This is a genomic window from Massilia sp. METH4 (assembly GCF_037094685.1).
Taxonomy (GTDB): Bacteria; Pseudomonadota; Gammaproteobacteria; order Burkholderiales; family Burkholderiaceae_D; genus Rugamonas.
Genome location: NZ_CP146614.1, coordinates 552,803 through 578,948, shown reverse-complemented (window position 1 = coordinate 578,948; position 26,146 = coordinate 552,803). Strand labels below are relative to the sequence as shown.

At 66.2% G+C, this 26,146-nt stretch carries 16 protein-coding genes; 8 read left to right on the top strand and 8 right to left on the bottom strand.

Annotated elements, in window-relative coordinates; translation table 11 throughout:
- The first annotated feature begins 84 nt into the window (after window positions 1–84).
- The 4 genes from V6Z91_RS02640 to V6Z91_RS02625 all read left to right on the top strand — a co-directional run bounded on the left by V6Z91_RS02640 (window position 85) and on the right by V6Z91_RS02625 (window position 7,580).
- Window positions 85–2,481: a TIM-barrel domain-containing protein gene (locus tag V6Z91_RS02640; RefSeq protein ID WP_338766350.1), complete on the top strand. Its 2,397-nt coding sequence runs from the start codon at window positions 85–87 to the stop codon at window positions 2,479–2,481.
- Between the two features lie 336 nt (window positions 2,482–2,817).
- Window positions 2,818–4,143 carry an MFS transporter gene (locus V6Z91_RS02635; RefSeq protein WP_338766347.1) on the top strand — a complete coding sequence of 442 codons (1,326 nt, stop codon included), beginning with the start codon at window positions 2,818–2,820 and terminating at the stop codon, window positions 4,141–4,143.
- 110 nt (window positions 4,144–4,253) lie between these two features.
- On the top strand, window positions 4,254–5,885 hold the full coding sequence (locus tag V6Z91_RS02630; protein WP_338766344.1) for an alpha-D-glucose phosphate-specific phosphoglucomutase: 1,632 nt from the start codon (window positions 4,254–4,256) through the stop codon (window positions 5,883–5,885).
- A gap of 18 nt (window positions 5,886–5,903) precedes the next feature.
- Window positions 5,904–7,580 carry an alpha-amylase family glycosyl hydrolase gene (locus V6Z91_RS02625; protein ID WP_338766341.1) on the top strand — a complete coding sequence of 559 codons (1,677 nt, stop codon included), beginning with the start codon at window positions 5,904–5,906 and terminating at the stop codon, window positions 7,578–7,580.
- A gap of 156 nt (window positions 7,581–7,736) precedes the next feature.
- Here V6Z91_RS02625 and V6Z91_RS02620 read toward each other — a convergent pair whose 3' ends face one another.
- The 4 genes from V6Z91_RS02620 to V6Z91_RS02605 form a co-directional block, all read right to left on the bottom strand.
- On the bottom strand, window positions 7,737–10,484 hold the full coding sequence (locus V6Z91_RS02620; RefSeq protein WP_338766339.1) for an alpha-1,6-glucosidase domain-containing protein: 2,748 nt from the start codon (window positions 10,482–10,484) through the stop codon (window positions 7,737–7,739).
- A gap of 73 nt (window positions 10,485–10,557) precedes the next feature.
- Window positions 10,558–12,279, bottom strand: coding sequence for a methyl-accepting chemotaxis protein (locus tag V6Z91_RS02615; protein ID WP_338766336.1), 1,722 nt, complete (start codon window positions 12,277–12,279; stop codon window positions 10,558–10,560).
- Between the two features lie 312 nt (window positions 12,280–12,591).
- Window positions 12,592–14,355, bottom strand: coding sequence for a methyl-accepting chemotaxis protein (locus tag V6Z91_RS02610; protein ID WP_338766333.1), 1,764 nt, complete (start codon window positions 14,353–14,355; stop codon window positions 12,592–12,594).
- A 233-nt stretch (window positions 14,356–14,588) separates the two neighbouring features.
- Window positions 14,589–16,181, bottom strand: a complete 1,593-nt coding sequence (locus V6Z91_RS02605; protein WP_338766330.1) for an oligopeptide:H+ symporter — start codon at window positions 16,179–16,181, stop codon at window positions 14,589–14,591.
- Between the two features lie 271 nt (window positions 16,182–16,452).
- On the opposite strand from V6Z91_RS02605, the gene V6Z91_RS02600 reads away from it, so the two are divergent.
- From V6Z91_RS02600 to V6Z91_RS02585, 4 genes are all read left to right on the top strand, one after another.
- Entirely contained in the window at window positions 16,453–18,072 is a 1,620-nt protein-coding gene (locus V6Z91_RS02600) for an alpha-glucosidase family protein (protein WP_338766328.1), read from the top strand.
- A gap of 145 nt (window positions 18,073–18,217) precedes the next feature.
- Window positions 18,218–20,083: a glucokinase gene (locus V6Z91_RS02595; RefSeq protein ID WP_338766325.1), complete on the top strand. Its 1,866-nt coding sequence runs from the start codon at window positions 18,218–18,220 to the stop codon at window positions 20,081–20,083.
- 417 nt (window positions 20,084–20,500) lie between these two features.
- Entirely contained in the window at window positions 20,501–21,037 is a 537-nt protein-coding gene (locus V6Z91_RS02590) for a PadR family transcriptional regulator (RefSeq protein ID WP_338766323.1), read from the top strand.
- A gap of 49 nt (window positions 21,038–21,086) precedes the next feature.
- A complete protein-coding gene (locus tag V6Z91_RS02585; protein WP_338766321.1) occupies window positions 21,087–22,319 on the top strand; it encodes an MFS transporter in 1,233 nt (410 codons plus the stop codon).
- Here the strand turns inward: V6Z91_RS02585 and V6Z91_RS02580 are convergent.
- From V6Z91_RS02580 to V6Z91_RS02565, 4 genes are all read right to left on the bottom strand, one after another.
- On the bottom strand, window positions 22,303–22,944 hold the full coding sequence (locus V6Z91_RS02580; protein WP_338766318.1) for a hypothetical protein: 642 nt from the start codon (window positions 22,942–22,944) through the stop codon (window positions 22,303–22,305). The genes V6Z91_RS02585 and V6Z91_RS02580 overlap by 17 nt on opposite strands.
- Window positions 22,945–22,959: 15 nt before the next feature.
- Window positions 22,960–23,601, bottom strand: coding sequence for a glutathione S-transferase N-terminal domain-containing protein (locus V6Z91_RS02575; RefSeq protein ID WP_338766316.1), 642 nt, complete (start codon window positions 23,599–23,601; stop codon window positions 22,960–22,962).
- Window positions 23,602–23,634: 33 nt separating this feature from the next.
- Window positions 23,635–24,138 (bottom strand): hypothetical protein, encoded by a 504-nt coding sequence (locus V6Z91_RS02570; protein ID WP_338766314.1) that lies wholly within the window; start codon window positions 24,136–24,138, stop codon window positions 23,635–23,637.
- 84 nt (window positions 24,139–24,222) lie between these two features.
- Window positions 24,223–26,013 carry a thiamine pyrophosphate-requiring protein gene (locus tag V6Z91_RS02565; RefSeq protein ID WP_338766312.1) on the bottom strand — a complete coding sequence of 597 codons (1,791 nt, stop codon included), beginning with the start codon at window positions 26,011–26,013 and terminating at the stop codon, window positions 24,223–24,225.
- Window positions 26,014–26,146 lie beyond the last annotated feature (133 nt).

Below are 26,146 nucleotides of genomic sequence, written 5' to 3'. Positions count from 1 at the left end.
GGCCATCAATATAGCTCACTTGTTCTTGTGTTTATGTCGCTGCTTTGTCATGCTCCCGGTTCTTTCTCACTCCCCATCGAGACCATGAAAATCACGACGACCGCAGCGTTCGCGCTGACCTTCGCCTGCCCGATCTTCTACTGCCAGGGCGCCATCGCACAGAACGCCGCCCGGCATGTGGAAAGCTGGAGCGAAAAGAATGGCGCGCTGCACATCATCACCAACGACGGGCGCTATGAGATCCGCGCGTATTCGCCATCCATCGTCGAGACCACGTTCACCCCTCGGGGCGAACGGCATGACGCGCGTTCGCATGCGGTGGTGCTGGCGCCGGCCGACATGGCCGCGACAGTGAAGGAAGCGCATGGCCGCATCGAATACGCGACGTCCGGCATCGCCGTCACGATCGAACGCCGCCCGCTGCGCATCGCCTACCGCTACAAAGGCCGGCCCCTGGTGGCGGAAAAGCTGGGCTACACGAAGAAGAACGGCATGGAAGCGCTGGAGTTCGCGCTCGACGCCGACGAGGCCCTGTACGGCGCCGGCGCCCGCGCGGTGGGCATGAACCGCCGCGGCCACCGCTTCCAGCTGTACAACAAGGCACACTATGGCTACGGCAACCGTTCGGAACTGCTGAACTTCACGATTCCCATGGCGCTGTCGTCGAAGAAGTACGCGATCCACTTCGACAATCCGCAGACCGGCTGGCTGGACTTCGACAGCCGCAAGGATGGCACGCTCACGTATGAAACGATCGGCGGCCGCAAGACTTATCAGGTGGTGGCGGGCGATGCCTGGGCCGACGTGATGGCCAGCTACACGAGCCTGACGGGGCGCCAGCCGCTGCCGCCGCGCTGGGCCTTCGGCAATTTCGCCAGCCGCTTCGGCTACCGCGACGAGAAGGAAGTGCGCGGCGTCGTCGACCGGTTCATCGCCGACAAGATCCCGCTCGACGCGGTGGTGCTGGACCTCTACTGGTTCGGCAAGGAAGTGAAGGGCACGATGGGCAACCTGGCGTGGGACAAGGACGGCTTCCCGAATCCGCAAGGCATGCTGCGCGACCTGCAACGCAAGGGCGTGAACACGGTGGTCATCACCGAACCCTTCGTGTTGACCACGTCGCAGCGCTGGCAGGAGGCCGTCGATGCGAAGGCGCTGGCCACGACGAAAGAGGGAGCGCCGTACACGTACGACTTCTTCTTCGGGAACACGGGGCTGGTCGATATCTTCAGCCCGCAGGGCAAGAGCTGGTTCTGGAATATCTATAAAGGCTTGAAGGAACAGGGCGTGGCCGGCTGGTGGGGAGATCTGGGCGAGCCGGAGCTGCACCCGGCAGCCCTGCAGCACGCCACCGGTTCGGCGGACCAGGTACACAATATCTATGGTCATGACTGGGCGCGGCTGATCGCCGAGGGCTACGCGAAGGACTTCCCGAACGAGCGGCCGTTCATCCTGATGCGTGCAGGCTACTCCGGTTCGCAGCGCTTCGGCCTGATTCCCTGGTCCGGCGACGTGTCGCGCAGCTGGGGCGGCCTGCAGTCGCAGATGGAGATTGCCCTGCAGATGGGCATGCAAGGCCTGGCCTACATGCATTCGGACCTGGGCGGCTTCGCCGGCCCCGTGCTGGACGACGAGCTGTACGTGCGCTGGCTGCAGTACGGCGTGTTCCAGCCGGTGTTCCGGCCGCATGCACAGGAAGAGGTGCCGTCCGAACCCGTGTTCCGCGCGCCGCGCGCGAAGGCGCTGGCCGCTGACGCCATCCGGTTGCGCTACGCACTGCTGCCGTACCACTACACGATGGCGTTCGAGAACAGCACTACCGGCATGCCGCTGATGCGGCCCGTGCTGTTCGAAGATACCGAAAACGACGCCGGTTCGCTCGCCTCGACCTACCTGTGGGGCGGCAGCTTCCTGGTCGCGCCGGTGACCGAGCCGGGGGCGAAGCGCAAGGAAGTGTACTTCCCCACCAAGGGCAGCACGTGGTTCGATTTCCATACCGGCGAGCGGCACCGCGGCGGCATCCAGGAAACGGTGGACGTGGTAGCGGAGCGCATTCCCGTCTACGTGCGGGCCGGCGCCTTCGTGCCGATGGCACCCGTCGTCCAGAGCACGCGCGACTACACGGGCCGCAGCATCGACCTGCATTACTGGCACGACGCCGTCGTGACGTCGTCGGCCGGCATGCTGTATGACGACGACGGCGCCACCGCCGACGCTTACGGCAAGGGCAAGTACGAGATCGCACGCTTCACGGCCAATGCACGTGACAGCGCACTCGACATCGGCATCACCACCGAGACGGGCAGCGCCTTCCAGCCGGTAGTGCGCGCTTACACCGTGCACGTGCACGGCCTCGCCAAGCCGAAGCGCGTGCTGCTCGACGGCCGCGAGCTCGTGTTCAGCTGGGACGCCAAGACGCGCATCGCGAAGGCCACGCTGCCCGCCCGCGCCCGCCTGCAGGCAACGCTGCGCATCGAGTAATCACACGCAACAATTTCCCAAACCCGGGGTCAGGGAGGAGTGCGAGCCTGCAGGCTCGCACCGCTATGCCGGCAAGGAGCGATGCTCCTTGAAACCCCGGCCGCGCCCCCGGTTTTGGGAAACACTTCGCAAAGCCGGCGCCAGAAACTCCGCGTGCGTCCATGGTTTCCCCCGGAATATTGCTCGAAAAATGGGGTACGTCCCCATTTTCTTCATGTTGTTTGACTACAAAGTGGCACGTAATCGGCCGTAATCAAGGTGCCAGGGCCATTGACGCGCTGTAGAGGTCATGTTATTTTGCTACAAATACAGTGGCGCATAACATCGGAGACCTGGATGCATTCTTCTTCCACCAAACCCAGGCTGTCTTTCTGGCAGCTCTGGAACATGAGCTTCGGCTTTTTCGGCATCCAATTCGGTTTTGCGCTGCAGAACGCCAATACCAGCCGCATTTTTTCCACGCTGGGCGCCAATCCGGAAGAGCTGCCGCTGCTGTGGCTGGCGGCGCCGATCACGGGCCTGCTGGTGCAACCCATCATCGGCTACCTTTCCGATAATTTCTGGCATCCGAAGTGGGGTCGCCGCCGCCCGTTCTTCTTCGCTGGCGCCGTGTTCGCGTCGCTGGCGCTGTTCCTGATGCCGAACTCGCAGGCGCTGTGGATGGCCGCGCTCGTGCTGTGGATGATGGATGCGGCGATCAACGTGTCGATGGAGCCGTTCCGCGCGTTCGTCGGCGACAAGCTCGATCCTTCGCAGCAGACGGCCGGCTTCGCGATGCAGACCTTCTTCATCGGCTGCGGCGCCGTCGTCGCCTCGCTGCTGCCGACCATCTTCTCCGACTACCTGGGCGTGAGCAATGTGGCCGCCGCGGGCGGCATTCCCGATACCGTGCGCTACGCGTTCTATGCGGGCGGCGCCGTGTACCTGGTGTCCGTGCTGTGGACCGTGTTCGCGGCCGACGAGCTGCCGCCCGAAAACCTGGAGCAGTTCCAGCGCGAGCGCAGCGCCGCGAAGGGCCTGGGACACGCGCTGGCCGAGATCTTCGGCGGCATCGGCCGCATGCCGACGACGATGGTGCAGCTGGCCTTCGTGACGTTCTTCACGTGGATCGGGCTGTTCGCGATGTGGATCTACACCACGTCCGCCGTGGCAGACAACGTGTTCGGCACCACGGACGCGCAATCGGCCGCCTACCAGGCCGCCGGCAACTGGGCCGGCAACATGTTCGCCGTGTACTCGGGGGTGGCGGCGCTGGCCGCCTTCATCCTGCCCGTGTTCGCCCGCGCCACCAGCCGCAAGATCGTGCACATGGTGTGCCTGGTGATCGGCGGCCTGTCGCTGGCCAGCGTATTTCTCATCCACGACCGCGAAACGCTGATGCTGCCGATGATCGGCGTGGGCCTGGCCTGGGCCAGCATCCTGACGATGCCGTATGCGATCCTGGCCGGCGCGCTGCCGCCCAAGCGGATGGGTTTCTACATGGGCGTGTTCAATATCTTCGTCGTGATCCCGCAGATCATGTCGGGCCTCGTGCTCGGCTTCGTCACGAGCCACGTATTCGGCGGGCACACGGCCAGCACGCTGGCGCTGGGCGGCGCCTCGATGGTGCTGGCAGCCGTACTGACCCTGTTCGTGAAGGACACGGCGCGCCCCGCGGAATGAAGAAGTTCGCGCGATAAAAATACGATCAAGCAACGAGCCGCGCGCCGCCGCACCGTAGATCGCGGTAGGCTGGGATGTTAATCTTAAGCTAACACCACAGCGGAGCGAACATGGCAATCCAGACGATCAATACGACGCCCATTCCCGGCCAGCGGCCGGGCACGTCCGGCCTGCGCAAGAAGGTCGGCGTTTTCCGGCAACCCCACTACCTCGAGAACTTCGTGCAGAGCGTGTTCGACACCCTCGGCGACCTGTCCGGCAAGACCCTCGTGCTGGGCGGCGACGGCCGCTTCCACAACCGCGCCGCGATCCGCACGATCCTCAAGATGGCCGCGGCCAACGGCGTGGCGCGCGTGCTGGTGGGGCGGGGCGGCATCCTGTCCACGCCGGCCGTGTCCTGCGTGATCCGCAAGCACGAGGCGATGGGCGGCATCATCCTGTCGGCCAGCCACAACCCGGGCGGGCCGGACGGCGACTTCGGCATCAAGTACAACATCGGCAACGGCGGCCCGGCACCCGAGGCGATCACCGAAGCGATCTATCAACGCACCACGGCGATCACGTCCTACCGCATCAGCGATGCGCCGGACATCGACATCGACCACGGCGGCCGCACCTGGATCGAGCAGATGCAGGTGGAGGTGATCGACCCGGTCGACGATTATGCGCAGCTGATGGAACAGCTGTTCGACTTCGACGCGATCCGCAAGCTGTTCGCCGGCGGGTTCAGGATGTGCTTCGACGCGATGCACGCCGTTTCCGGCCCTTACGCGAAGGCGATCATCGAAGGGCGTCTCGGCGCGCCGGAAGGCACCGTGATCAATGCCGTACCGCGCGAGGACTTCGGCGGCGGGCACCCGGACCCCAACCCGGTCAATGCCGCCGAGCTGATCGAACTGATGGCGCGCGACGACGCACCCGACTTCGGCGCCGCCTCCGATGGCGACGCGGACCGCAACATGATCGTGGGCCGCAAGTTCGACGTGACGCCGTCGGACAGCCTGGCGATCCTCGCGGCCAACGCCCAGGTGGCGCCCGGCTACCGCGGCGGCATTGCCGGCATCGCCCGTTCGATGCCCACCTCGCGTGCGGCCGACCGCGTGGCCGAGGCCCTCGGCATCCCGTGCTACGAAACCCCGACCGGCTGGAAGTACTTCGGCACCTTGCTGGACGCCGGCCTGGCCACGCTGTGCGGCGAGGAGAGCTACGGCACCGGTTCGAACCACGTGCGCGAGAAGGATGGCGTGTGGGCCGTGCTGTTCTGGCTGAACCTGCTGGCCGCGAAGGGCCAGTCCGTGCAGCAGATCGTGGAAGAACACTGGAAGCGCTTTGGCCGCAACTACTATTCGCGCCACGACTACGAAGGCATCGACGCGCACGCGGCCAAGGTGCTGATGGACGACCTGCGCGTGAAGCTGGCGGCCATGAAGGGCGTGGAGATGAACCACTACACGGTCGATTACGCCGACGACTTCGAATACACCGATCCGGTCGACGGTTCCAAGGCCACGCAGCAGGGCGTCCGCATCGTGATGACGGATGGCTCGCGCATTGTCTACCGGCTGTCCGGCACGGGCACCGAGGGTGCCACGCTGCGCGTCTATCTCGAGCGCTACGAGGCCGACCCCGAGCAGCATCACATTCCCACGCAGCAGGCACTGGCGGCACTGATCGCCATTGCCGACAGCGTGGCCAGCATCGCCTACAACACGGGGCGCAGCAATCCATCCGTGATCACTTAACCACAAAGGAAAGGTCGCATGAAACTCACATCCCTGGCATTGTCCCTACTGTTGGCGGCGTCCGGCTCATCGGCGATGGCGGCGCCCGCCACGCCGAAAATGTCGATGCCATTCGTGTGGGAGAACGCGACCGTCTACTTCCTGCTCACCGACCGCTTCGCCAACGGCGACAAGTCCAATGACCTGGCCTATGGCCGCAAGGCCGACGCGGCGCCGCTGCGCGGCTACATGGGCGGCGACCTGAAAGGCCTGACGGCCAAGGTGAAGGAGGGTTACTTCGACAGCCTGGGCGTGAACGCGATCTGGCTGACGCCGCCCGTGGAGCAGATCCATGCCGGCACCGACGAGGGAACCGGCAAATCCTATGGCTTCCATGGCTACTGGGCGCGCGATTTCACGGCCGTCGATGCCAACCTGGGCACGGAGCAGGACTTCCGCGATTTCGTCGATGCAGCCCATGCGCGCGGCATCCGGGTATTGCTGGACGTGGTGATGAACCATACGGGGCCGGTGACGGATGCCGATCCCGTGTGGCCGGCGGACTGGGTACGCACGTCACCCAAGTGCGCGCACAAGGACGCGCCCACCACGATCTCGTGCACGCTGGTGGACAACCTGCCGGACGTGCGCACGGAAAGCGATACCCCGGTGGCGCTGCCGCCCGTCCTCGTGCAGAAATGGAAGAAGGAAGGGCGCTACGAGCGCGAAGTGAAGGAGCTGGACGAGTTCTTCGCCCGCACCGGCTATCCGCGCGCGCCGCGCTACTACCTGATGAAGTGGCACGCCGACTGGATCCGCAAGTTCGGCATCGACGGCTACCGCGGCGACACCGTCAAGCACACCGAGGCCGGTGTGTGGAAGGAGCTGCGTACCGTCACCGAGGCCGCGCACGACGAATGGAAGAAAGCCAATCCCGGCAAGGTGCTGGGCGACGGCAAGTTCTTCACGGTGGCCGAGGTGTACAACTATGCGATCGGCCATGGGCGCGAGTTCGACATGGGCGGCGGCGTCAAGACCGACTTCTACGCCAACGGCTTCGACAGCCTGATCAACTTCAGCCTGCCCGGCGACGGCAAGGGCGACTACGAAAGCATCTTCTCGAAATACGCGGCGCAGCTGGCCGGGCCGCTGAAGGGCAAGTCGGTGCTGAACTATGTCGACTCGCACGACGACGGTAACCCGTTCGACGCCGCGCGCGTGAAACCGTTCGAATCCGCGAACAAGCTGCTGCTGGCACCGGGCGCCGCGCAGGTCTACTACGGCGACGAGACGGCGCGCCGGCTCGACATTGCAGACGCGGTGGGGGACGCCAAGCTGCGTTCGTTCATGAACTGGGACGAGCTGCAAGCCAATGCCGCGCGCGACGGCTACCGCATCGCCGACGTGCGCGCGCACTGGGCCAAGCTGGGCCAGTTCCGGCGCGGCCACGTGTCGATCGGCGCCGGCGCGCACGCCAGGCTGGCCGATGCGCCTTACACGTTCTCGCGCACGTTCACCGGCGGTGGCCTGTCCGACAAGGTGGTGGTGGCGCTCGACGTACCGGTCGGCAAGCCGGTCGCGATCCAGGTCGGCGGCATCTTCGCCAACGGCACCAAGGTCCGCGACGCCTACGCCGGCACCACCTACACCGTCACCAACGGCACCGTGCGCACGCGCGGCAAGTTCAGCACGGTCCTCCTCGAAGCCGCGCGGTAAAAAAAAGGGTTCTGCTGTTGTAAAAAATCGGGGACAGTCCCCGATCTTTTACAACACTTTGGAGGTGGGGACAGCCCCCGAATTTTTACAACAGTACCTGTGGCGTTCAACCAACAGGGACAGTCCCCGGATTTTTATAGCGCTTTTTCGTGGCGTTTATTCCACAAACACGACGGCGGTGCGGGCCGGGATGGTGAAGCGGCCGGTCGAGGCGTCGTAACGGGCGTCGAGGGCGCGTGGGTCGGCGGCGCTGGAGGACGTGTGCACGGGGTGCGGGTGCCAATTGCGGCCGGCTTCCTGGGGCACGGCGATCGATCGCGGCACCTTGTCGACGTTGATCAGGTACAGCACGGCCTCGAAGCCCGCACCGTCGTAGCCGGCGCCGTCGAGACGGCCGGCGATCACGGTCGGGACCTGCGCCGGGCCCGTATTGTAGAAGCGCAGGCGCGCCTTGACGTCGTCGGCGCTGCGCAGCCGGAAGAGCGTGCTGCTGGCGCGGATGTTCAGCAGGTCGCGGAACGCGTCGCGCGTGAAGGCGATGTCGCGCGGCGCCGGCTTGAACGCCGGGTTGGCCAGCAGCGGCTGGAACAGCGCGTAATCCTTGCCGTTGTCGGCCGCCGGCGGCAGGCCCGTGCCGAAGTAGTTGTCGCGGTAAGTCCAGTCCAGCCGGTTGAACCAGTCGCCGGATTCGAAGCTGTTGCGGTCCAGGGACTTCGAGCGCAGGATGTCGAAACCGGCGTGGAAGTAGGCCACGCCCTGGCTGAAGGCATTGATGGCGGCGGCCAGCACCTGCACGCGCGCGCGCTCGGCGGTCGACGTCGATGCCGGCAGCCGCAGCACGTTCAGGTCGTACAGGGTCTGGTTGTCGTGGTTCTCCACGTAGTTCACGACTTCGCCCGGCTCGCTCGCATAGCCGGCGGGCTGGCCGCTGTAATCGATATGCTGCAGCTCGCGCACCTCTCCCGTGTAGGTCTGCAACGGATACGTGCGCAACGTTCCGGCCAGGCCCACTTTCACCAAGTCCGCCGCCTTCAGCAGTTCGGTGCGGTCGCGCGGCGCGTTGCGCGCATTTTCTTCATTGGGATCGTAAACCAGGCCATTCACAAAGCCCTGCCGCGTGAACATGTCGCGCCCCGAATCGCCCGCGCCACCGCCACGCACGGCATCGCGCCCGCGATCGCTGAACGTGCCGATGCCGCTGCCGTTCAACGACAGCTGCGAAGCCTGCACGAAGCGCTTGCCGTCGGCGACTTCGCCGAAGTTCCAGCCTTCGCCGATCAGGTTCACGTGCCGGCCCGTCGCGGCGTTCACGCGGCGCTGCAGAGCCTCCATCACGGCGCGCGGCTGGTGGCCCATCAGGTCGAAGCGGAACGAGTCGATGTGGTAGTGCCGCGTCCACAGCTCGCTCGAATCGATCATCAGCTTGCCCATCATGCGGTGTTCCGTCGCCGTGTTCTCGCAGCACGTCGAACGCTCGATCGCGCCCTTCGCATCGAGCCGGTGGTAGTAGCCGGGCACCACGCGGTCCAGCACCGATTTCTCGTCCTGGCCGGCCGTGTAGGTGTGGTTATAGACGACGTCCATGCCCACTCGCAGGCCGGCGCGGTGCAGCGCCTGCACCATCTGCCGGAACTCGACGATGCGTCGCGACCCATCGGCAGGGTTGGTGCTGTAGCTGCCTTCCGGCGCGCTGTAGTGGTACGGGTCGTAACCCCAGTTGTAGCAGTCCGTGAGCTTGCTGGCGCCGATCAGCTTCTGTTGCGCGTCGCTGTCCGGCGCGCCGGCCGGCGCCGGTGTCGCGCAGCCCTGCTCGGGAATGCTGCCGATGTCATACACGGGCAGCAGGTGCACGTCCGTCAGCCCGGCCTGCGACAGCGCGCGCAGGTGCTTCATGCCGTCCGATTCCGTTTCCAGGAAGGCGGTGTACTTGCCGCGGTTCGCCGGGCTCACGGTGGCATCGCCGATCGAGAAGTCGCGCACGTGCAATTCGTAGATCGACATGTCCGGCTGGGCCTTCACTTTCGCGGGCCGCACGTCGTCGTCCCAACCGGCCGGCTTCAGGCGCGGCGCGGCCAGGTCGGCGATGTAACTGCGCCGGGAATCCGTGGTGAGGCTGACCGAATAGGGGTCGGTGACGAGGTTGCGCACGATGCCCGCGCTTGGCGCCAGCACGTCGACCGCGTAGCGGTAATACTTGCCATCGAGGTTGCCGCGCAGCTTGGCGGACCAGATGCCCGTCTTCGCATCGAAGCGCATCGGCGTGGCTGCGCGCGACGGGCCGCTGTCGCCATCGTAGGTGCAGACCGATACCTGCCGCGCCGTCGGCGCCCACAGCTTGAACGTGGTGCCGTCCGCGCCCGGAGCCGCACCCAGCCGGCTTTCCGCTTCGGCCGCCGCGTACAGGTCGTCCAGCGCGCCGGCCACCTGCACGCGCGTGGCGTCGAGGACGGTGCCGTCGGGTGCTTCACTCACCAGCAGCAGCTGGCCGCGGTGCAGGGCGGCGATACGCCCTTCGTCCACCGCGCGCAGCGCGAACACCGGGCCATTGCCGAGATGGCGCAGCCGCTCGGGCACGGCAGCCTGCGATGCGTCGAGCCGCAAGAAGCCATCGGCGCCGGCGACCTTGCCGCCGGCGGGCGCGGTCAGCGCCGCGTTCCGCGAGTGATACAGGCGGATGCGCGCGTCGGCGCGGGCTCCCGGCCACAGCAGCGTGCGCCGGTCCAGCCACGCGGCCCGCGCGTCGAACGTGGCGGCGGCGGGGGAGAGGATCGCCTGGAAGGCATCGCCATCGCACAGCGCGGCGGCGGATGTGGCGGCGTGCGCCGCGCCCGAGGTGGCGAATGATGTTGCGACCGATGCCGCAACGGCGAGGCGCAGCGCGCGGCTGCGGTGTGGATTGTCCATGCGTCCCCCTGTTTCGATGGGGACGTATGGTAAAGGAAGGTTGCGACTACAGCCATGCTGTAGTCGCACGGGATCAGAACTCTTCCCAGTCCACGGTGTCACCGTTGGCCACCTTGCGCGGTGCGGCGCGCCGCGGCGTGGCGGCTTTTGCCGGCGCGGCGGGCAGCGGGGCAGGCGCGGCTGGCGCAAGCGCCTTCGGCACGGCCAGCCGCGGCGCGGCCGCGGGGGCGGTGGCCTGCGCGATCGTGAACGTGTTCACCAGAGCGGCCAGCGTGGCCGCCTGTTCGCGCATCGCCTCGGAGGCGGCGCTGGCCTGCTCCACCAGCGCGGCATTTTGCTGCGTCACTTCGTCCATCGACGCCAGCGCCTTGTTCACCTGGTCGATGCCGCAGCTCTGTTCGCGGCTGGCGGCGGAGATCTCGGTCATGATGTCCGTCACGCGCTGCACGCTGCCGACGATCTCCTGCATGGTGGCGCCGGCCCGGCCGACCAGCTGGGTGCCGACGCCCACCTTTTCGACGGAGTCGTCGATCAGCTCCTTGATTTCCTTGGCGGCCGCCGCCGCACGGTGCGCAAGGTTGCGTACTTCGCCCGCGACCACGGCGAAGCCGCGGCCCTGTTCGCCCGCGCGGGCCGCTTCCACGGCGGCGTTCAAGGCAAGGATATTGGTCTGGAAGGCGATGCCGTCGATCACGGCGATGATGTCCACGATCTTCTTCGCGGCGGCGTCGATCGCGTCCATCGTGTCCACCACCTTTGCCACCACGGCGCCGCCCTGCACGGCCACCTCGGATGCGCTGGCCGCCATGGCGCTGGCCTGTTGCGCGTTCTCGGCGTTCTGCCGCACGGTCGACGTCAATTCCTCCATCGACGAGGCGGTTTCCTCGAGCGCGCCGGCCTGCTGCTCGGTGCGGGCGGACAGGTCGAGATTGCCGTCCGAAACCTCGCTTGCCGCGGTGGCGATGGTGTCGGTGCCGGCGCGCACCTCGGTGACGATGGCGGCCAGCTTGTCGCGCATGTCGCGCATGGCCAGCATCATGCTGCCGGTGTCGCCCGCCTTCACCGGCACGTCCACGGTCAAATCGCCGTCGGCGATGCGCGCGGCGATGACTGCCGCCGTCTCCGGCTCGCCACCCAGCTGGCGCAGCAGCGAACGGGTGACGAAGGTGGCCGCGCCGATGCCGGCGAGGAAGGCGACCACGCCCAGCGCCAGCATCAGATTCACCGCCGTCTGGTAGGTTTCCTTGGCTTGCCGCGCATTGGCGACGTTCAGCTTTTCCTCCAGCGTGATGAGGTCGTTCATCGCATTCACCCACACGCGCTGCACCGGCCGCACCCGGTACATCAGTGCATAGCCGGCCTCGGCGCCTTCCATGGCCAACGCCAGGTCTTCGGCCTGCTTCATCAGCGGCACGGCGACGCGTTCCTGCTCCTGGATCGTTGCCAGCAGCGCCTTCTCTTCCGCCGTGGCACCGGCATCCCGGAACGACGCGGCGAGCCTGGCGACGGTCCCGCCATAGCGCGTCTCCTGCTGGCGGATGCGTTCCACTTCGGGGCGCATCGTCTTGTCCTCGACGAGCAGGGCGAGATTGCGCAGCGCGATCATGCGTTCGTTCACGCTGCTGCGCAGCGCGGTGACGTGGGAAATCTGCACGTTCTTGATGTCCGTGATGTTCTCGATGCGCGCCTGCATCTCGCCCATCTGCACCACACCCGTGCCGACGATCATCGACAGCAGTAACAGGACCAAACCATAACCGGCGGCCAGCCGGGTACCGACTTTCATGTTCTTCATTTGCTCTTCCATTCGTCGTCGCCCGGTGCGCGCAGCGGGCGCTCTGCGTTGTGGTGGCAGCCGGAGACATCCGGCAAGCATGATGAGAAATGCTGTTCGGAAATTATAGGGAGCAATTTCCCTGGCGAAAGTAGGTGTTGCACGCATACCGCGCCATGCATAACGGGCGGGTTCGTCGTTGTGCTCGCTCAAGGAGAGCGCTGTTCAGCGACGGCGCGAAGAGGCGGGGAGGAGGTAGGCGATGCGTTGCTGAACGCATGAAAAAACGCGCGACGGCAGCCAGGCTGCCGTCGCGCGTTCATGGGGAGGGGATCAGAACTCTTCCCAGTCCGAATCGGAACCGACGGTGACGTTGGTCTTGCGGGCCGGTGCCTTGGCCACGGCGGGCTTCTTGTCCGCGGCCGGCAGCGCGGCGCGGCTGGTGCCCTTCGCGACAGCCGCCACCGCGGCCTTGGCCACGGCCTTCGGGGCGCTGGCCTTCGGGGCAGCGGCCACCGCCGACCCGGCGCCCTGGGCCAGCGTGAACGTGCCCACCAGCTCGGCCAGCCTGCGGGCCTGTTCCTGCATCGCCTCGGAGGCGGCGCTGGCTTCTTCCACCAGCGCGGCGTTCTGCTGCGTCACCTCGTCCATTTGCGTGATCGCCACGTTCACCTGGTCGATGCCGGCGCTCTGCTCGCGGCTGGCGGCGGAGATTTCCGACATGATGTCCGTCACGCGCTGCACGCTGCCCACCACTTCGTTCATCGTGGCGCCGGCCTGGCCCACCAGCTGCGTACCCACGCCCACCTTTTCCACGGAGTCGTCGATCAGCGCCTTGATTTCCTTGGCGGCGGTGGCGGATCGGTGCGCCAGGTTGCGCACTTCGCCCGCGACCACGGCGAAGCCGCGGCCCTGTTCACCGGCACGCGCCGCCTCGACGGCCGCGTTCAGCGCCAGGATATTGGTCTGGAAGGCGATGCCGTCGATGACGGAAATGATGTCCACGATCTTCTTCGCGGAAGCATCGATCGCGCCCATCGTATCGACCACCTGCGCCACCACGGCGCCGCCCTGGGCGGCCACGGTGGAGGCCGAGGCGGCCATGGCGCTGGCCTGCTGCGCGTTCTCGGCGTTCTGGCGCACGGTCGACGTCAATTCTTCCATCGACGACGCGGTTTCCTCCAGCGAGCTGGCTTGCTCCTCGGTGCGCGAGGACAGGTCCTGGTTGCCGGCGGAAACTTCCGCGGCGGCCGTGGCGATCGTGTCGGTGCCGGTGCGCACTTCGCTCACGATGGCTGCCAGCTTGTCGCGCATATTGCGCATGGCGAACAACATGCTGCCGGTGTCGCCGGCCTTCACTGGCACGTCCACGGTCAGGTCGCCATCGGCGATGCGCGCGGCGATCGCGGCGGCGGCATCCGGTTCTCCGCCCAGTTGCTTGAGCAGCGTGCGGGTGATCATCCACGCCGCGGCAATGCTGACGGCGATCGCCACAGTGGCCAGGATCAGCATCAGGCGCACGGCGGTCTGGTAGGAGGCCTTCGCGGCATCGGCGTCTTCCTTGTTCGACTTCGTTTCCAGCTGGATCAGTTCGTTCATGGCCTTCTGCCATTCGATCTGCACCGGGCGCACCTTGTCCATCAGCAGGGCGGTGGTCGCCTCGGCCTGGTTCGCCAGGCCCAGCTTTTCCGCTTCCGCCATCAGCGGCAGCGCCGTCTTTTCCTGCTCCTTGATCCTGGCCAGCAGTGCCTTCTCCTCGGCCGTCGTGTCGGGCGCCTCGAATGCTTTCTCCAGCGCCGCCAGCCTGTCGGCATAGTTTTTTTCCAGCACGCGCAGACGTTCCGCCTCGGGCCGCATGCGTTCCATGTCGCTGAGCAGGCCGAGGTTACGCAGGATGATCGCGCGCTCCATCAGGCTGTCCTGGAGCGCCCCGATGTTCGAGATCTGTATATTGTTGACATCGGTGATGTTGTTGACGCGCCCCTGCATCTCGCGCATCTTCAGCAAGCCCGCGCCCACGATGATCAACAGCAGGGCGAGCACGATTGCATAGCCCAGCGCCAGCCGGGTGCCGACTTTCATATTTTTCAGATTCATGGTTGTCCGTTCGGTGTCGAGGACCGCGGGGGGAGGGCGATCGGAAGCCGGCGGCGCGAGGATTGGGCGGTTGCCGGCGGCACATGCTGTTAGTGCCGTTGGGCAATTATAGGGAACTCCGCCGCGAAAGGAACGAGTTTGTTGCGTGGATGCCGCAGGAAAGACACATATTGCGTGTCACGACAACCGATACTCGTGCGTGTGCAGCAAGTACCGGTGGCCCGGGTTGGCAATCAGGCCATGGCGGCCTGGGTTCGGTAGTTGTCGACCATCTTGTAGCGGCGCGCGTACAGGCCGAACACCACCGCCGTCAGCGCGGCGAAGCCGGCAAAGAAGAACATCTGAAACGCGACGACGGACAACCCCGTATCGCCGATGTGGCCCAGTACCGCGTCGTTCTTCACGCTCGCGTTCACGATCAGCACCCACAGGTTGCCGACAGTGACCGCCAGCGTCCAGAAACTCATGATCGATCCCTTCATCGACGCCGGCGCCTGGCTGTATGCGAATTCCAGGCCGGTGGCCGATACCAGCACCTCGCCCATCGTCAGCAGGGCATAGGGCAGCAGCTGCCAGAGGATCGACATCGGCGTGCCGGCATCCATCGAGACCTGGATCCAGCCGATCACCAGCCACGACACGGCGGAAAAGGCAATGCCCGCCGTCATGCGGCGCAACGCCGTCGGCTCGAAGCCCAGCTTGTTCAGCAACGGGAAGATCACCAGGTTGTTGAACGGGATCAGGAGCATCACGAGGGCCGGGTTCACGGCCTGCATCTGCGCCGGCAGCACCTGGAATTCCCAGCCGAACAGGTTCAGCACGGGGCTCGTCATCGAATTGGCTTGCACGATCCAGGTAGAAGCCTTCTGGTCGAACAGCGACCAGAACGGCGTGACCAGGGCGAACACGACGAGGATGCGCAGCACGGCGCGCACGCCTTCCACCGCTTCGTCGGGATGATGGCCGCGCGCGCGCTCCAGCTGCATCGCGGTGCCGATGCCGCCGAACGCCAGCAGCAGCACCAGCGCCGTGCAGGCGGCGATCACGAAGCCCCACGAGAACGACATCAGCAGCGAGACCACGGCACCGATTGCGCCGATGATCGCCACCACGAGGCCGGGCCGCCCCTGGCCGGGTTGCCTGGCCAGCAGCGCCGTGCGCGCCACCCGCGTCAGCGAGTGCGGGCTGGGCGGCGCCGGCGGCACGTGCACGTACTTCTTGTTCCCCAGCCAGAAGATCAGGGTGGCGAAGGCCATCAGAAGGCCCGGAATGCCGAAGGCGACCGCCGGCCCGTAGTTCTTCAGGAACAGCGGCATCAGCAGCGAGGCGAAGAAGGAGCCGAAGTTGATGATCCAGTAGAAGGCGTCGTAGACGACCTTCGCGCGCTTCTTGTTGGTCTGGTTGAACTGGTCGCCCACGAAGGCCGAGACGAGCGGCTTGATGCCGCCGGCACCCAGCGCGATGAGGAACAGGCCGGCATAGAAGCCCGTCAGGTTGTCCTCGAAGATCGCCAGGCAGGCGTGGCCCGCCACGTAGACGAGGCTGAGCCAGAAGATGGTGTTGTACTTGCCGAAGAAGCGGTCGGCCAGGAAGCCGCCCAGCAGGGGGAAGAAATACACGCCGATCACGAACGTGTGGAACACGTGCTTGGCCTCGCTCGTGCGGTCTTCCATCGGAATGAACAGCAGCAGGGTGCTGATCAGGAAAGGCGTCAGGATATTGCGCATGCCATAGAAGGAAAAGCGTTCGGCCCCTTCGTTGGCGATGATGTACGGTATCTGGCGCGGCAGCGGGCCGTTGCCCGCTTCGTGGGTGGCGTTTGCCATGGATAACCCTTCTTGAATTGTGGGATGGACGCGATGCTATGCCGAACAGGGCCGCGCTGGCAATGGGCCAAAGTGGACCGTGTCGATCGATCACTATTCAATCTGATGTAGTTTGACTACGGTTGAGTGATCGTACTTTTTGTCGATCGTTATCTAAGTCATTGTTTTATATGGTTGGCGCGCGACTACGTTGTGGCTCCGATCCGTTGAAGTATTTATACGCTTGCTGTATATTCTCTACAATAAGCCCGTCAACCTCATCGGAAAACCCATGACCAAGCCTACGTCCCCTACCTGGTGGCAGGAAGCCATCATCTATCAGGTGTACCCGCGCAGCTACCTCGACACGAATGGGGACGGCGTGGGCGACTTGAACGGCATTACCGACCGCCTCGACTATATTGCGCAACTGGGCGTGGACATCGTGTGGATCTCGCCGTTCTTCAAATCGCCGATGAAGGACTTCGGCTACGATATCGCCGACTATTGCGACGTGGACCCGATGTTCGGCACGCTGGCCGACTTCGACCGCCTGATCGCCAAGGCCCATTCAGTCGGCGTGAAGATCATGATCGACCAGGTGATGAGCCACTGCTCCGACCAGCACCCGTGGTTCGTGGAAAGCCGTTCGAGCCGCGACAACCCGAAGGCCGACTGGTTCGTGTGGTCCGACCCGCTGCCGGACGGGAATCCGCCGAACAACTGGCTGTCCATCTTCGGCGGCTCGGCATGGCAATGGGATTCGCGCCGCAAGCAGTACTACATGCACAACTTCCTCACCAGCCAGCCGGACCTGAACTTCCACAACCCGGAAGTGCAGCAGGCCATGCTGGACAGCCTGCGCTTCTGGCTGCAGCGCGGCGTGGATGGCGTGCGCCTGGACGCCGTCACCTTCCATTTCCACGACAAGGAACTGCGCAGCAACCCCGTCGCCACGGTGCGCGACACGGCGACGGTGACGGACGTGAACCCGTACGGCATGCAGGCCCACGTGTACGACAAGTGCCGCCCGGAGAACGTGGCGTTCCTGCGACGCGTGCGCCAGGTGCTCGACGAATTCGGCGCCGTGTCGATCGGCGAGGTGGGCGCGGACGACGCGCTGGCCTTCATGGCCGAATACACGGCCGGCGGCGACAAGCTGCACATGGCCTACAGCTTCAACCTGCTGACGGAAGACCATTCGGCACGCCATATCCGCACCCAGGTGGCGGAATTCAACCGCCGCGTGAAGGATGGCTGGGCTTCCTGGTCGGTGGGCAACCACGACGTGCCGCGCGTGGCCACGCGCTGGGGCAAGGGCAAGGACCCGGCACAGTTCGGCAAGCTGGCGCTGGCCATGCAGCTGTCGCTGAAGGGCACGCCCACGCTGTACCAGGGCGACGAGCTGTCGTTCACCGAGGCCGACGTGCCGTATGAACTGATCCAGGACCCGTACGGCATCACGTTCTGGCCCGAGTTCAAGGGGCGCGACGGCTGCCGCACGCCGATCGCCTGGACCGATGGCGATCATGGCGGCTTCACCACCGGCAAGCCATGGCTGCCGGTGGCGCCCGAGCACATTGCCGCGGCGGCTTCGGTGCAGGAAGGCGACCCGCAGTCGCCCTTGAACTTCGCACGGCGCATGATCGCCTGGCGCCGCACCATGCCGCAGCTCACGCGCGGCGACATCGAATTCCTGGACGCGCCGGAACCCGTGCTGGCCTTCCGCCGCACGCTGCCCGGCGAACGTGCCGTGCTGTGCGTGTTCAACCTGGGCGCGGAAGCGGTCACCTTCACGCTGCCGCAGGCGAAGGGGGCGCAAAAGCTGGAAGGGCCGGGGTTGCCGGGCGAGATCGAGGATGGCGTCGTCACGCTGCCCGTATCCGGCGGGTGGTACGGCTACGAAGCATGAAGCCGGGCCGGCGCTTTTTCGGCGCGCCGGTTTCAGGTATGCTGCGGCTCGCGCGCGAGTAGTGCCAAAGCGGTGCCAAAGCGGTGCCAAGGCGGCGCCGGGGCGGCGCCGGGGCGGCCGCAGCGACAAGCAAAAAGAGAGCGAGATGAGACAATTGGAAGTGGAACAGAAACTGGGGCGTGCCGCGTTTGCCGATGGCCCACGGCTGCTGGCCGACATCGGCGCCACGCACGCGCGCTTCGCACTGCAGACGGCGCCCGGCGAATACCAGGCGGTGCGGGTGCTGCAGTGCGACGACTACACCGGCATCGTTCCCCTCCTGCGCAGCTATCTCGCCGACCATCCGGACATCAACCTGAATCACGGCGCGCTGGCGCTAGCCAACCCGGTGCACGGCGACTACATACGGATGACGAACCGCGACTGGCAGTTCTCCACCGATGAAGTGCGCCGCGAACTGGGCCTGCATACGCTGCTGGTGGTGAACGACTTCACCGCGCTGGCGATGGCGATCCCCGGCTTGAAGCCCACGGACCTGATGCAGGTGGGCGGCGGCGCGCCGGCGGCCAATTCCGTCATCGGCGTGCTCGGCCCGGGCACGGGCCTGGGCTGCTCCGGCGTGATTCCCACCGTCGACGGTTTCGTCACGCTCGGCTCCGAAGGTGGCCACAACAACTTCGCCCCGGCGGACGAGCGCGAATACGCGATCCTGCAATACGCGTGGCAGACCTGGTCGCACGTGTCGAACGAACGCCTGATTTCCGGCCCCGGCATGGAGATCATCTACCGCGCGATCGCGCGGCGCAACGGCCTGCAGGTGCGCGACCTGACATCCCAGCAGATCATCGCCGGCGCCCTGAAGGATCGCGACGCGCTGTGCCTGGAAGTGCTCGAGTGCTTCTGCGCGATGCTGGGCGGCGCGGCGGCCAACCTGGCCGTCACGCTCGGTTCCTTCGGCGGCATCTTCATCGGCGGGGGCATCGTGCCGCGCATGGGCGAGTGGTTCAGGAGCTCGCCGTTCCGCGCCCGCTTCGAAGCGAAGGGGCGCTTCTCCTCGTACCTGGCGGAGATTCCCACGTATGTGATCACCACGCCGAATCCGGCTTTCTACGGCGTGGCCACGATCCTGTCGGAACACCTGCGCGGCCGCAGCGGCGCCAACACGCTGATGGAGCGCGTGCAGAACCTGCAGCGCGAGCTCACGCCGGCCGAGCAGCGCGTCGCGCAACTGGTGCTGGAACAACCTCGCCTCGTGCTGAACGAGCCGATCGCCGATATCGCGCGGCTGGCCGAGGTGTCGCAGCCGACCGTGATCCGCTTCTGCCGCTCGCTGGGCTTCACGGGCCTGGCGGACTTCAAGCTGAAATTCGCCAGCAGCCTGACGGGCGCGATCCCCGTGCGCCACAGCCAGGTGCGCAACAGCGACAGCACGCACGACCTGTCGGCCAAGGTGATCGACAATACCGTGTCGGCGATCCTGAAGTTCCGCGACCAGCTGGACGTGCGCGCGCTGGACCGTGCCATCGCCCTCGTGGCCAAGGCCAAGAAGGTGGAGTTCTACGCGATGGGCAATTCGCGCGTGGTGGGGCTCGACGGCCAGCACAAGTTCTTCCGCTTCCGCATTCCCACCGCCTCGTACGGCGACTCGCACCTGCTGTCGCTGGCGGCCGAGCTGCTGCAGCCGGGCGACGTGGTGATCGCCATCTCGAATTCGGGCCGCCTGCCGGAATTGCTGGACGCCGTCGACACGGCCCGCGCCGCCGGGGCCGACGTCATCGCCATCACGACGAGCCAGTCGCCGCTGGCGAAGAAGGCCAACGTGTGCCTGGCGGTGGACCACAGCGAGGACAGCACCACGTTCCTGTCGATGATCTCGCGCATCCTGCAACTGCTGCTGATCGACATCCTCACCGTGGGCATTTCGCTGGACGAGCAGAACAAGGCGCTGGTACTGGAAGGGAAGGGCGCCGCGAACGGGCAGCGCCTGCAGATCTCGCACCTCGACAGCTGATTTTTTTTCCGCTCCACGAAAAAACGCCGGGTCACCCCGGCGTTTTCATTTCCAGCCACGGCCTCAATAGCCGCGCCACGTCTTCTGCACCGGCGCGCGCCGCAGCATCCGCGCCTGCACCTTTTTCCATAGGAAGCCGGCTATGGCCATCATGATCATCTTGCGCATACATCCTCCTGTCGGTTGGTTTCATTGCACCACGGCATGGCTCGATGCGCCGCGGCGATGAGCCAACCATACCGCAAATAAAAAATTGTAAGCGCGGCAATAAGAGCGGCCGAGCCCATGTCCCTCTCGTGCCACGTCACTTGGTGCCAGGCACCGCGAGACACGAGCTCAGCCATGAAAAATTCTTCTTGCACTTCTCCGTAGAACGTTTACGATATATCTCAATACGATATATCTTAAGGAGTCCACATGTTTCACAAGTTCCAACATCACGTCTTCCACTCGCACGAACACCACCACCACCGCGGCGGCCAAGGCGGCCATGGGGCGGGTCGCGGGCCGCGCAGGTTCGATGCGGGTGCGATGCGCTACGTGGTGCTGCAATTGATCGCGGAAAAGCCGCGCCACGGCTATGAAATCATCAAGGAGCTGGAAGGCCGCGTCGGCGGCGGCTATGCGCCCAGCCCAGGGGCCATCTATCCGCTGATGGCGATGCTGTACGATATGGGGCACGTGTCGATCAGCACCGAGGGCAACAAGAAGCTGCATTCGATCACCCCGGAAGGGCAGGCCTTCCTGGACGAGAACCGCCAGATGGTCGACGCGTTGATGGGTCGGCTGTCCGAACCCGGTTCCGGCGGGCGCGACGATCTGCGTTCGCTGATGCATGAGCTCAAGCATGCCGTCATCGAAAAGGGCCGCGACCCGGCCGCGCCGGCGACGCGCGCCGAGCAGATTTCCGCGATCCTGCGCCGCGCGGCGGACGAGATTCGGCAATTGCCTTGACCGCATGGCGGGTGCTCGCCACCCGCCATCCCAACAAGAAGAAAAGCCTATGACCACGACCCTTCCCCCGGCGCGCGAGCGCCTTGTGCTGTGGCTGCTGGCGCTCACGCAATTCACCGTGATCATGGATTTCATGGTGATGATGCCGCTGTCGCCCCAGCTGATGCACGCGTTTTCCATCACCCCGGCGCAGTTTTCCGGCGCCGTCTCGGCCTATGCGTGGTGCGCCGGCGCGTCCGGCCTGCTGGCTGCGGCCTATATCGACCGCTTCGACAGGAAACGCCTGCTGTTGACGGTATTCATGCTGTTCAACCTGTCCAACCTGGCCTGCGCGCTGGCGCCCAGCTTCCAGGTGCTGGTGCTGTCGCGCGCCTTTGCCGGCCTGACCGGCGGCGTGCTGGGCGCGATCGGCATGGCCATCATCGGCGACCTGATTCCGCCGCAGCGGCGCGGTGCCGCCACCGGTGTCGTCATGACGTCGTTCAGCATAGCCGCCATCGCCGGCGTGCCGCTGGGCGTGGGCCTGGCCGCGCGCTATGGCTGGCAGTCGCCGTTCTTCCTGCTGGTCGTGTTTTCGCTGGCGATCTGGCTGCTGGCCGCGGGCGTGCTGCCGGCGCTGGGGACTCACCTGGGCCAGCGCGTGCCGCTGGCACGCGTGCTGCCGGACCTGGCGGCACTGCTGCGCGTGCCGGCGCACCTGCGCGCCTTCCTGCTGACGTTCCTGACCATGCTGTCCGGGATGTTGATCATTCCGTTCATCTCTCCGGTACTGGTGGGGAACCTGGGCGTTCATCCCGGCGACATCATGTGGATCTACCTGGCTGGCGGCCTGGCCACCTTCTTCACGTCGCGCCTGATCGGCACCTGGTCCGACCGCGCCGGCAAGCACCGCGTCTACCGCGTCACGGCGCTCTGGTCGATTTTGCCGATGCTGGGGATAACGCACCTGCCGCAACTGCCGTTGCTGGCATTGATCGCGCTGTTCCCATTCTTCATGGTCGCCATGTCCGGCCGCAACGTGCCGCTGCAGGCGTTGATGACGACGGTGCCGGAACCGCAGCGGCGGGGCGCCTTCCTCAGCGCGAACGCGGCGGTGGCGCAGATCGGCACCGGCCTCGGTGCGCTGCTGGGCGGATCGTGGCTGCACACGGATGGCGCCGGCCATATCGCCGGCTACGGCATCAACGGCTGGGTGGCGGCGGCGCTGGCGCTGTTCGCGTTCTGGTGGGCGGGGCAGGTGCAGCCGGTTCCGGCACCCGCGCCGGTCACGAACCCGGCTTGACGACGGCGTCGAGCAGGCGCTGCGCTTCCCTCAGCACGGGGGAAGCGACCTGGTCGCGGTCGATGTCGCCGAACGTGCCGTCGCGCACATGCAAGCCGTCCGCGGCCAGCAGCGACAGGCGGATACTGCCAAGCGTCGGCGCCGCCGCCCGGTTCTTGACGGTGCCGCGGGCGGCCAGCGGGATCGCCGCATGCACCAGCAGCTTGGCTTGCCGGGCGACGTCGTCCGGCGCGCCTTCGAAGACGGCCACGCGGCCAGTATGGTGGATGTAGCGCACGCTGCCGTCCGCATAGGCGGCCAGCACGTCCAGGCCGCCTTCGAGGGGCACCTCGACGACCACGCCCAGCAATTCGCGCGACGCGACGGGCTGGCCGGCGGCGCGCAGCCATTGCCAGGCCAGCAGCCGCACGCGGCTTTCCTCGGCGGGATCTTCGCCGATGGTCTGCACCACGCGCGGATCGGGTGCGGCGCCGAACAGCGAGGCTGTCTCCGGACCCTGCTTCACCAGTTGCGGATCGTCGCAGAACAGCATCTGGTACAACTGGTTCAGTTCGTCCTGCTGGTAGGGCAGGATTGGGGCGGCGTGCCGGCGCGACGTCAGCGCGGCGAGGAGTTTCTTGAACATGGCGTGATTGTACTGTTACTGCGCCTCGTCGAGCAGCCAGCCACGCAAGCCTTCGTGCCCGACGGCGCGGCGCCACGCGGGCCGGGCGGTGACGAGCCGTGCCAGCCGCTCCAGTTCCGGCCATTCGGTGGCCGGCTTCGGCATCGCGCGCGACCAGCGCAGGTACATGCATAGCTGGTAGTCGGCCGTGCTGAAATGTTCGCCCAGCAGGTATGGGCCATGCGCGGCCAGGTGCGAGGCGATGCGTTCGAAGCCTGCCTCGAGGGTGCGGCGGATCGGTGCGCGGCTTTGCTCGTCATGGGCATCGAGCCCCAGGTCCTGCGGGTAGAACCACAGCCGGAACGGGCCGCCGAGCGAGGTGGCGAGCGCCACGCTCCACTGCAGCCACGCGCCCCGGTCGGGCGCCCCGGGGGCGGGCGCCAGGCCGGCTTCCGGGTGGCGTTCGGTCAGCAGCATCAGGATGGCGGCCGATTCGCGGTGTGCCAGGCCGTCGATGTCCAGGGTGGGCACGGTGCCCTGCGGGTTCAGGCGCAGGTAGTCTTCCGTGCGGGGCACGTCGAGATCGACGTTCACCAGCCGATGGGGCGCGCCCGTGTCGTGCAGCGCGGCGTGCACGGCAAGGCTCGCCGCGCCAGGGGAGTAGTACAGGGTGTACATCGGTCTCGTTCTCCGTTCCGATCCAGGGGATGTTCAGCGGGCGGCCCGTTCCATCGGCCGTTGTTCGGTGCGCCAGCGTGCCAGCGGCAGCAGCGTTTGATCGTCCTCGACGAGGATCTCGCCATCGGCCGCGCCGACCAGGAAGCTTTGCCAGGTCACGGCGGCCTCGGGCCGGTTCTCCACGAAGCTCAGCTGGTGGTACTGCCTGCCGTCCACCGCGCGCAGCGCCGGGTCGAAGGGGATCACGGCGCCGCGCACCTTGCCGCCTGACGCGGTCTCGATCTGCCTTGCCCAGGCTTGCAGCTCGGGCAGTGCCATCAGGCGCGCCACGGCCTGGTCGCGGGTCAGCGCCTGCCTCGGCGCGGCAGGGGCCGAAGTGACAGGAGCGGCAGGAGCGGCAGGCGTGGTGGTGGCCGGCCGCGCCGGCGCATTGCCGGGCCCCACGTGCTGCGGATACAGGTACCACGCCCCGAATGCGGCGGCCAGCAGCCCGGCCAGGGCGCCGGCGAAGGCGGGGAGGTGGGAGGATTTGCTCATGCGGCGCTCTTGGTATCCATTCTGTCCATGTGGCGCCCATGGTAATCGAAAGCGCGGCGTGGCGGCGCCCTCGCCGGAGCGGGACTAGTCCTTCCTGGGCGGGAACCACGACTCCCATGTCTCCTTGATACTGGCGCGCACCGTCGCCAGCGCGTCCGGATCGCCCTTCAGCAGCGCCTTGAAGTAGGCGGCGGCCTGCTTGGCCGGCACGTCCGGCGGCAGCGGCGGCACGTGCGGGTCCGTCACCATTTCCAGCACGCAGGGGCGATCCGACGCGAGCGCCGCTTCCCAGCCGGCCGCCACCGCGTCCGGGCTGTCGATGCGGATACCTTTCAGGCCCAGGAGTTGCGCGTATTGCGCATACGGGAAATCGGGCATGACCTGCGAGCTTTCGAATTTCGGATTGCCACCCATCACGCGCTCTTCCCACGTGACGAGGTTCAGGTCGCGGTTGTTGAGCACCATGACGACGAGCTTGCCGTTGCCCCAGCGCGGCCAGTACTTGGCGATCGTGATCAAGCCATTGATGCCGTTCATCTGCATGGCGCCGTCGCCCACCAGCGCGATCACGTGCCGGTCCGGATACGCGAACTTGGCGGCGATCGCATACGGCACCGCGCAACCCATCGTGGCGAGGCCGCCGGAGACGCTGGTCATCATGCCGCGGCGGATCTTCACGTCGCGCGCGTACCAGTTGGTGGCCGAGCCGGAATCGCCGACCACGATGCACCCGTCCGGCAGCCGCGGCGACAGTTCCCAGAACACGCGTTGCGGGTTGATCGGGTTGGCGTCGTTCATGGCGCGGCCTTCCAGCACGCGCCACCAGCGCTCCACGTTGGCGCGGATATCGTCCTGCCACTGCCGGTCGGTCTTGCGCAGCAAGAGCGGGATCAAGGCGCGCAGCGTCTCGCGTGAATCGCCGATCAGGTTGAACTCCATGGGATAGCGCACGCTGGCGCGCCGGGCGTCGATGTCGATCTGCACGCCGCGCGCCTGGCCTTCCTTCGGCAGGTGCTCGCTGTAGGGGAAGTTCGAGCCGACCATCAGCAGCGTGTCGCATTCGCTCATCATGTCATGGCTGGGCTTCGTGCCGAGCAGGCCGATGGCGCCGGTGACGAACGGCAGGTCGTCCGGCACGGCGGCCTTGCCCAGCAGGGCCTTGGCGATGCCGGCGCCGAGGATGTCGGCCACCTCGATCAGTTCGTCGGTCGCGTGCAGGGCGCCGGCACCGGCGAGGATCGCTACCTTCTTGCCCTCGTTGAGGATGCGCGCGGCCTGCTCGAGCGCCTGCTGCGACGGCACGTGGCTGCGGGTGAGGGCACCGATGCCGGAGACCACGGTGCCATGCTCGCGCGGCGGCCTGGGCACCGCTTCCAGGTCCTGCACGTCGTTCGGGAAGATGATGCAGGTGACCGCGCGCTCTTCCTTGGCGATGCGGAAGGCGCGATCGATCAGGTGGCGCACCTGGGCCGGGTCGGTGGCCATGTGCACGTATTCGTGGGCCACGTCCTTGAACAGGGCGGGCAGGTCCACTTCCTGCTGGTAGTCGCTGCCGATGGACATGCGCTTTTGCTGGCCCACGATGGCGACCACGCCCTGGTGATCGAGCTTGGCGTCGTACAAGCCGTTCAGCAGGTGTACGGCGCCCGGGCCGGAGGTGGCCAGGCAGACGCCGACTTCGCCGGTGAATTTGGCGTGCGCGGTGGCCATGAAGGCGGCCATTTCCTCGTGCCGCACCTGGATGAATTCGATGGTTTCCTGCCGGCCGAAGGCGCCCATGATGCCGTTGATGCCGTCGCCGGGATAGCCGTACACGCGCCGCACACCCCATTCGCCCAGGCGTTGCAGGAGGAAGTCGCCTACCGTATCTGCCATGTCGCTCTCGCTCGTCTTGTCCAAACGGCATGATAAAACCGCGACCGCCGCGTTGGCGCACGCAAGCAGTGCAGTGCAGCACGCGCGCGGTTCCGGGCAGGATTTTTGGCGGTCTGTCGCCAGGGAAAAGGCC

What these genes read in the sequence shown, in the direction of transcription:
- V6Z91_RS02625 (WP_338766341.1), top strand. Translation starts at nt 5,904, where the DNA reads ATGAAACTCACATCCCTGGCATTGTCCCTACTGTTGGCGGCGTCCGGC.
- V6Z91_RS02615 (WP_338766336.1), bottom strand. Translation starts at nt 12,279, where the DNA reads ATGAAGAACATGAAAGTCGGTACCCGGCTGGCCGCCGGTTATGGTTTG.
- V6Z91_RS02630 (WP_338766344.1), top strand. Translation starts at nt 4,254, where the DNA reads ATGGCAATCCAGACGATCAATACGACGCCCATTCCCGGCCAGCGGCCG.
- V6Z91_RS02620 (WP_338766339.1), bottom strand. Translation starts at nt 10,484, where the DNA reads ATGGACAATCCACACCGCAGCCGCGCGCTGCGCCTCGCCGTTGCGGCA.
- V6Z91_RS02605 (WP_338766330.1), bottom strand. Translation starts at nt 16,181, where the DNA reads ATGGCAAACGCCACCCACGAAGCGGGCAACGGCCCGCTGCCGCGCCAG.
- V6Z91_RS02600 (WP_338766328.1), top strand. Translation starts at nt 16,453, where the DNA reads ATGACCAAGCCTACGTCCCCTACCTGGTGGCAGGAAGCCATCATCTAT.
- V6Z91_RS02640 (WP_338766350.1), top strand. Translation starts at nt 85, where the DNA reads ATGAAAATCACGACGACCGCAGCGTTCGCGCTGACCTTCGCCTGCCCG.
- V6Z91_RS02585 (WP_338766321.1), top strand. Translation starts at nt 21,087, where the DNA reads ATGACCACGACCCTTCCCCCGGCGCGCGAGCGCCTTGTGCTGTGGCTG.
- V6Z91_RS02595 (WP_338766325.1), top strand. Translation starts at nt 18,218, where the DNA reads ATGAGACAATTGGAAGTGGAACAGAAACTGGGGCGTGCCGCGTTTGCC.
- V6Z91_RS02590 (WP_338766323.1), top strand. Translation starts at nt 20,501, where the DNA reads ATGTTTCACAAGTTCCAACATCACGTCTTCCACTCGCACGAACACCAC.
- V6Z91_RS02580 (WP_338766318.1), bottom strand. Translation starts at nt 22,944, where the DNA reads ATGTTCAAGAAACTCCTCGCCGCGCTGACGTCGCGCCGGCACGCCGCC.
- V6Z91_RS02570 (WP_338766314.1), bottom strand. Translation starts at nt 24,138, where the DNA reads ATGAGCAAATCCTCCCACCTCCCCGCCTTCGCCGGCGCCCTGGCCGGG.
- V6Z91_RS02565 (WP_338766312.1), bottom strand. Translation starts at nt 26,013, where the DNA reads ATGGCAGATACGGTAGGCGACTTCCTCCTGCAACGCCTGGGCGAATGG.
- V6Z91_RS02575 (WP_338766316.1), bottom strand. Translation starts at nt 23,601, where the DNA reads ATGTACACCCTGTACTACTCCCCTGGCGCGGCGAGCCTTGCCGTGCAC.
- V6Z91_RS02635 (WP_338766347.1), top strand. Translation starts at nt 2,818, where the DNA reads ATGCATTCTTCTTCCACCAAACCCAGGCTGTCTTTCTGGCAGCTCTGG.
- V6Z91_RS02610 (WP_338766333.1), bottom strand. Translation starts at nt 14,355, where the DNA reads ATGAATCTGAAAAATATGAAAGTCGGCACCCGGCTGGCGCTGGGCTAT.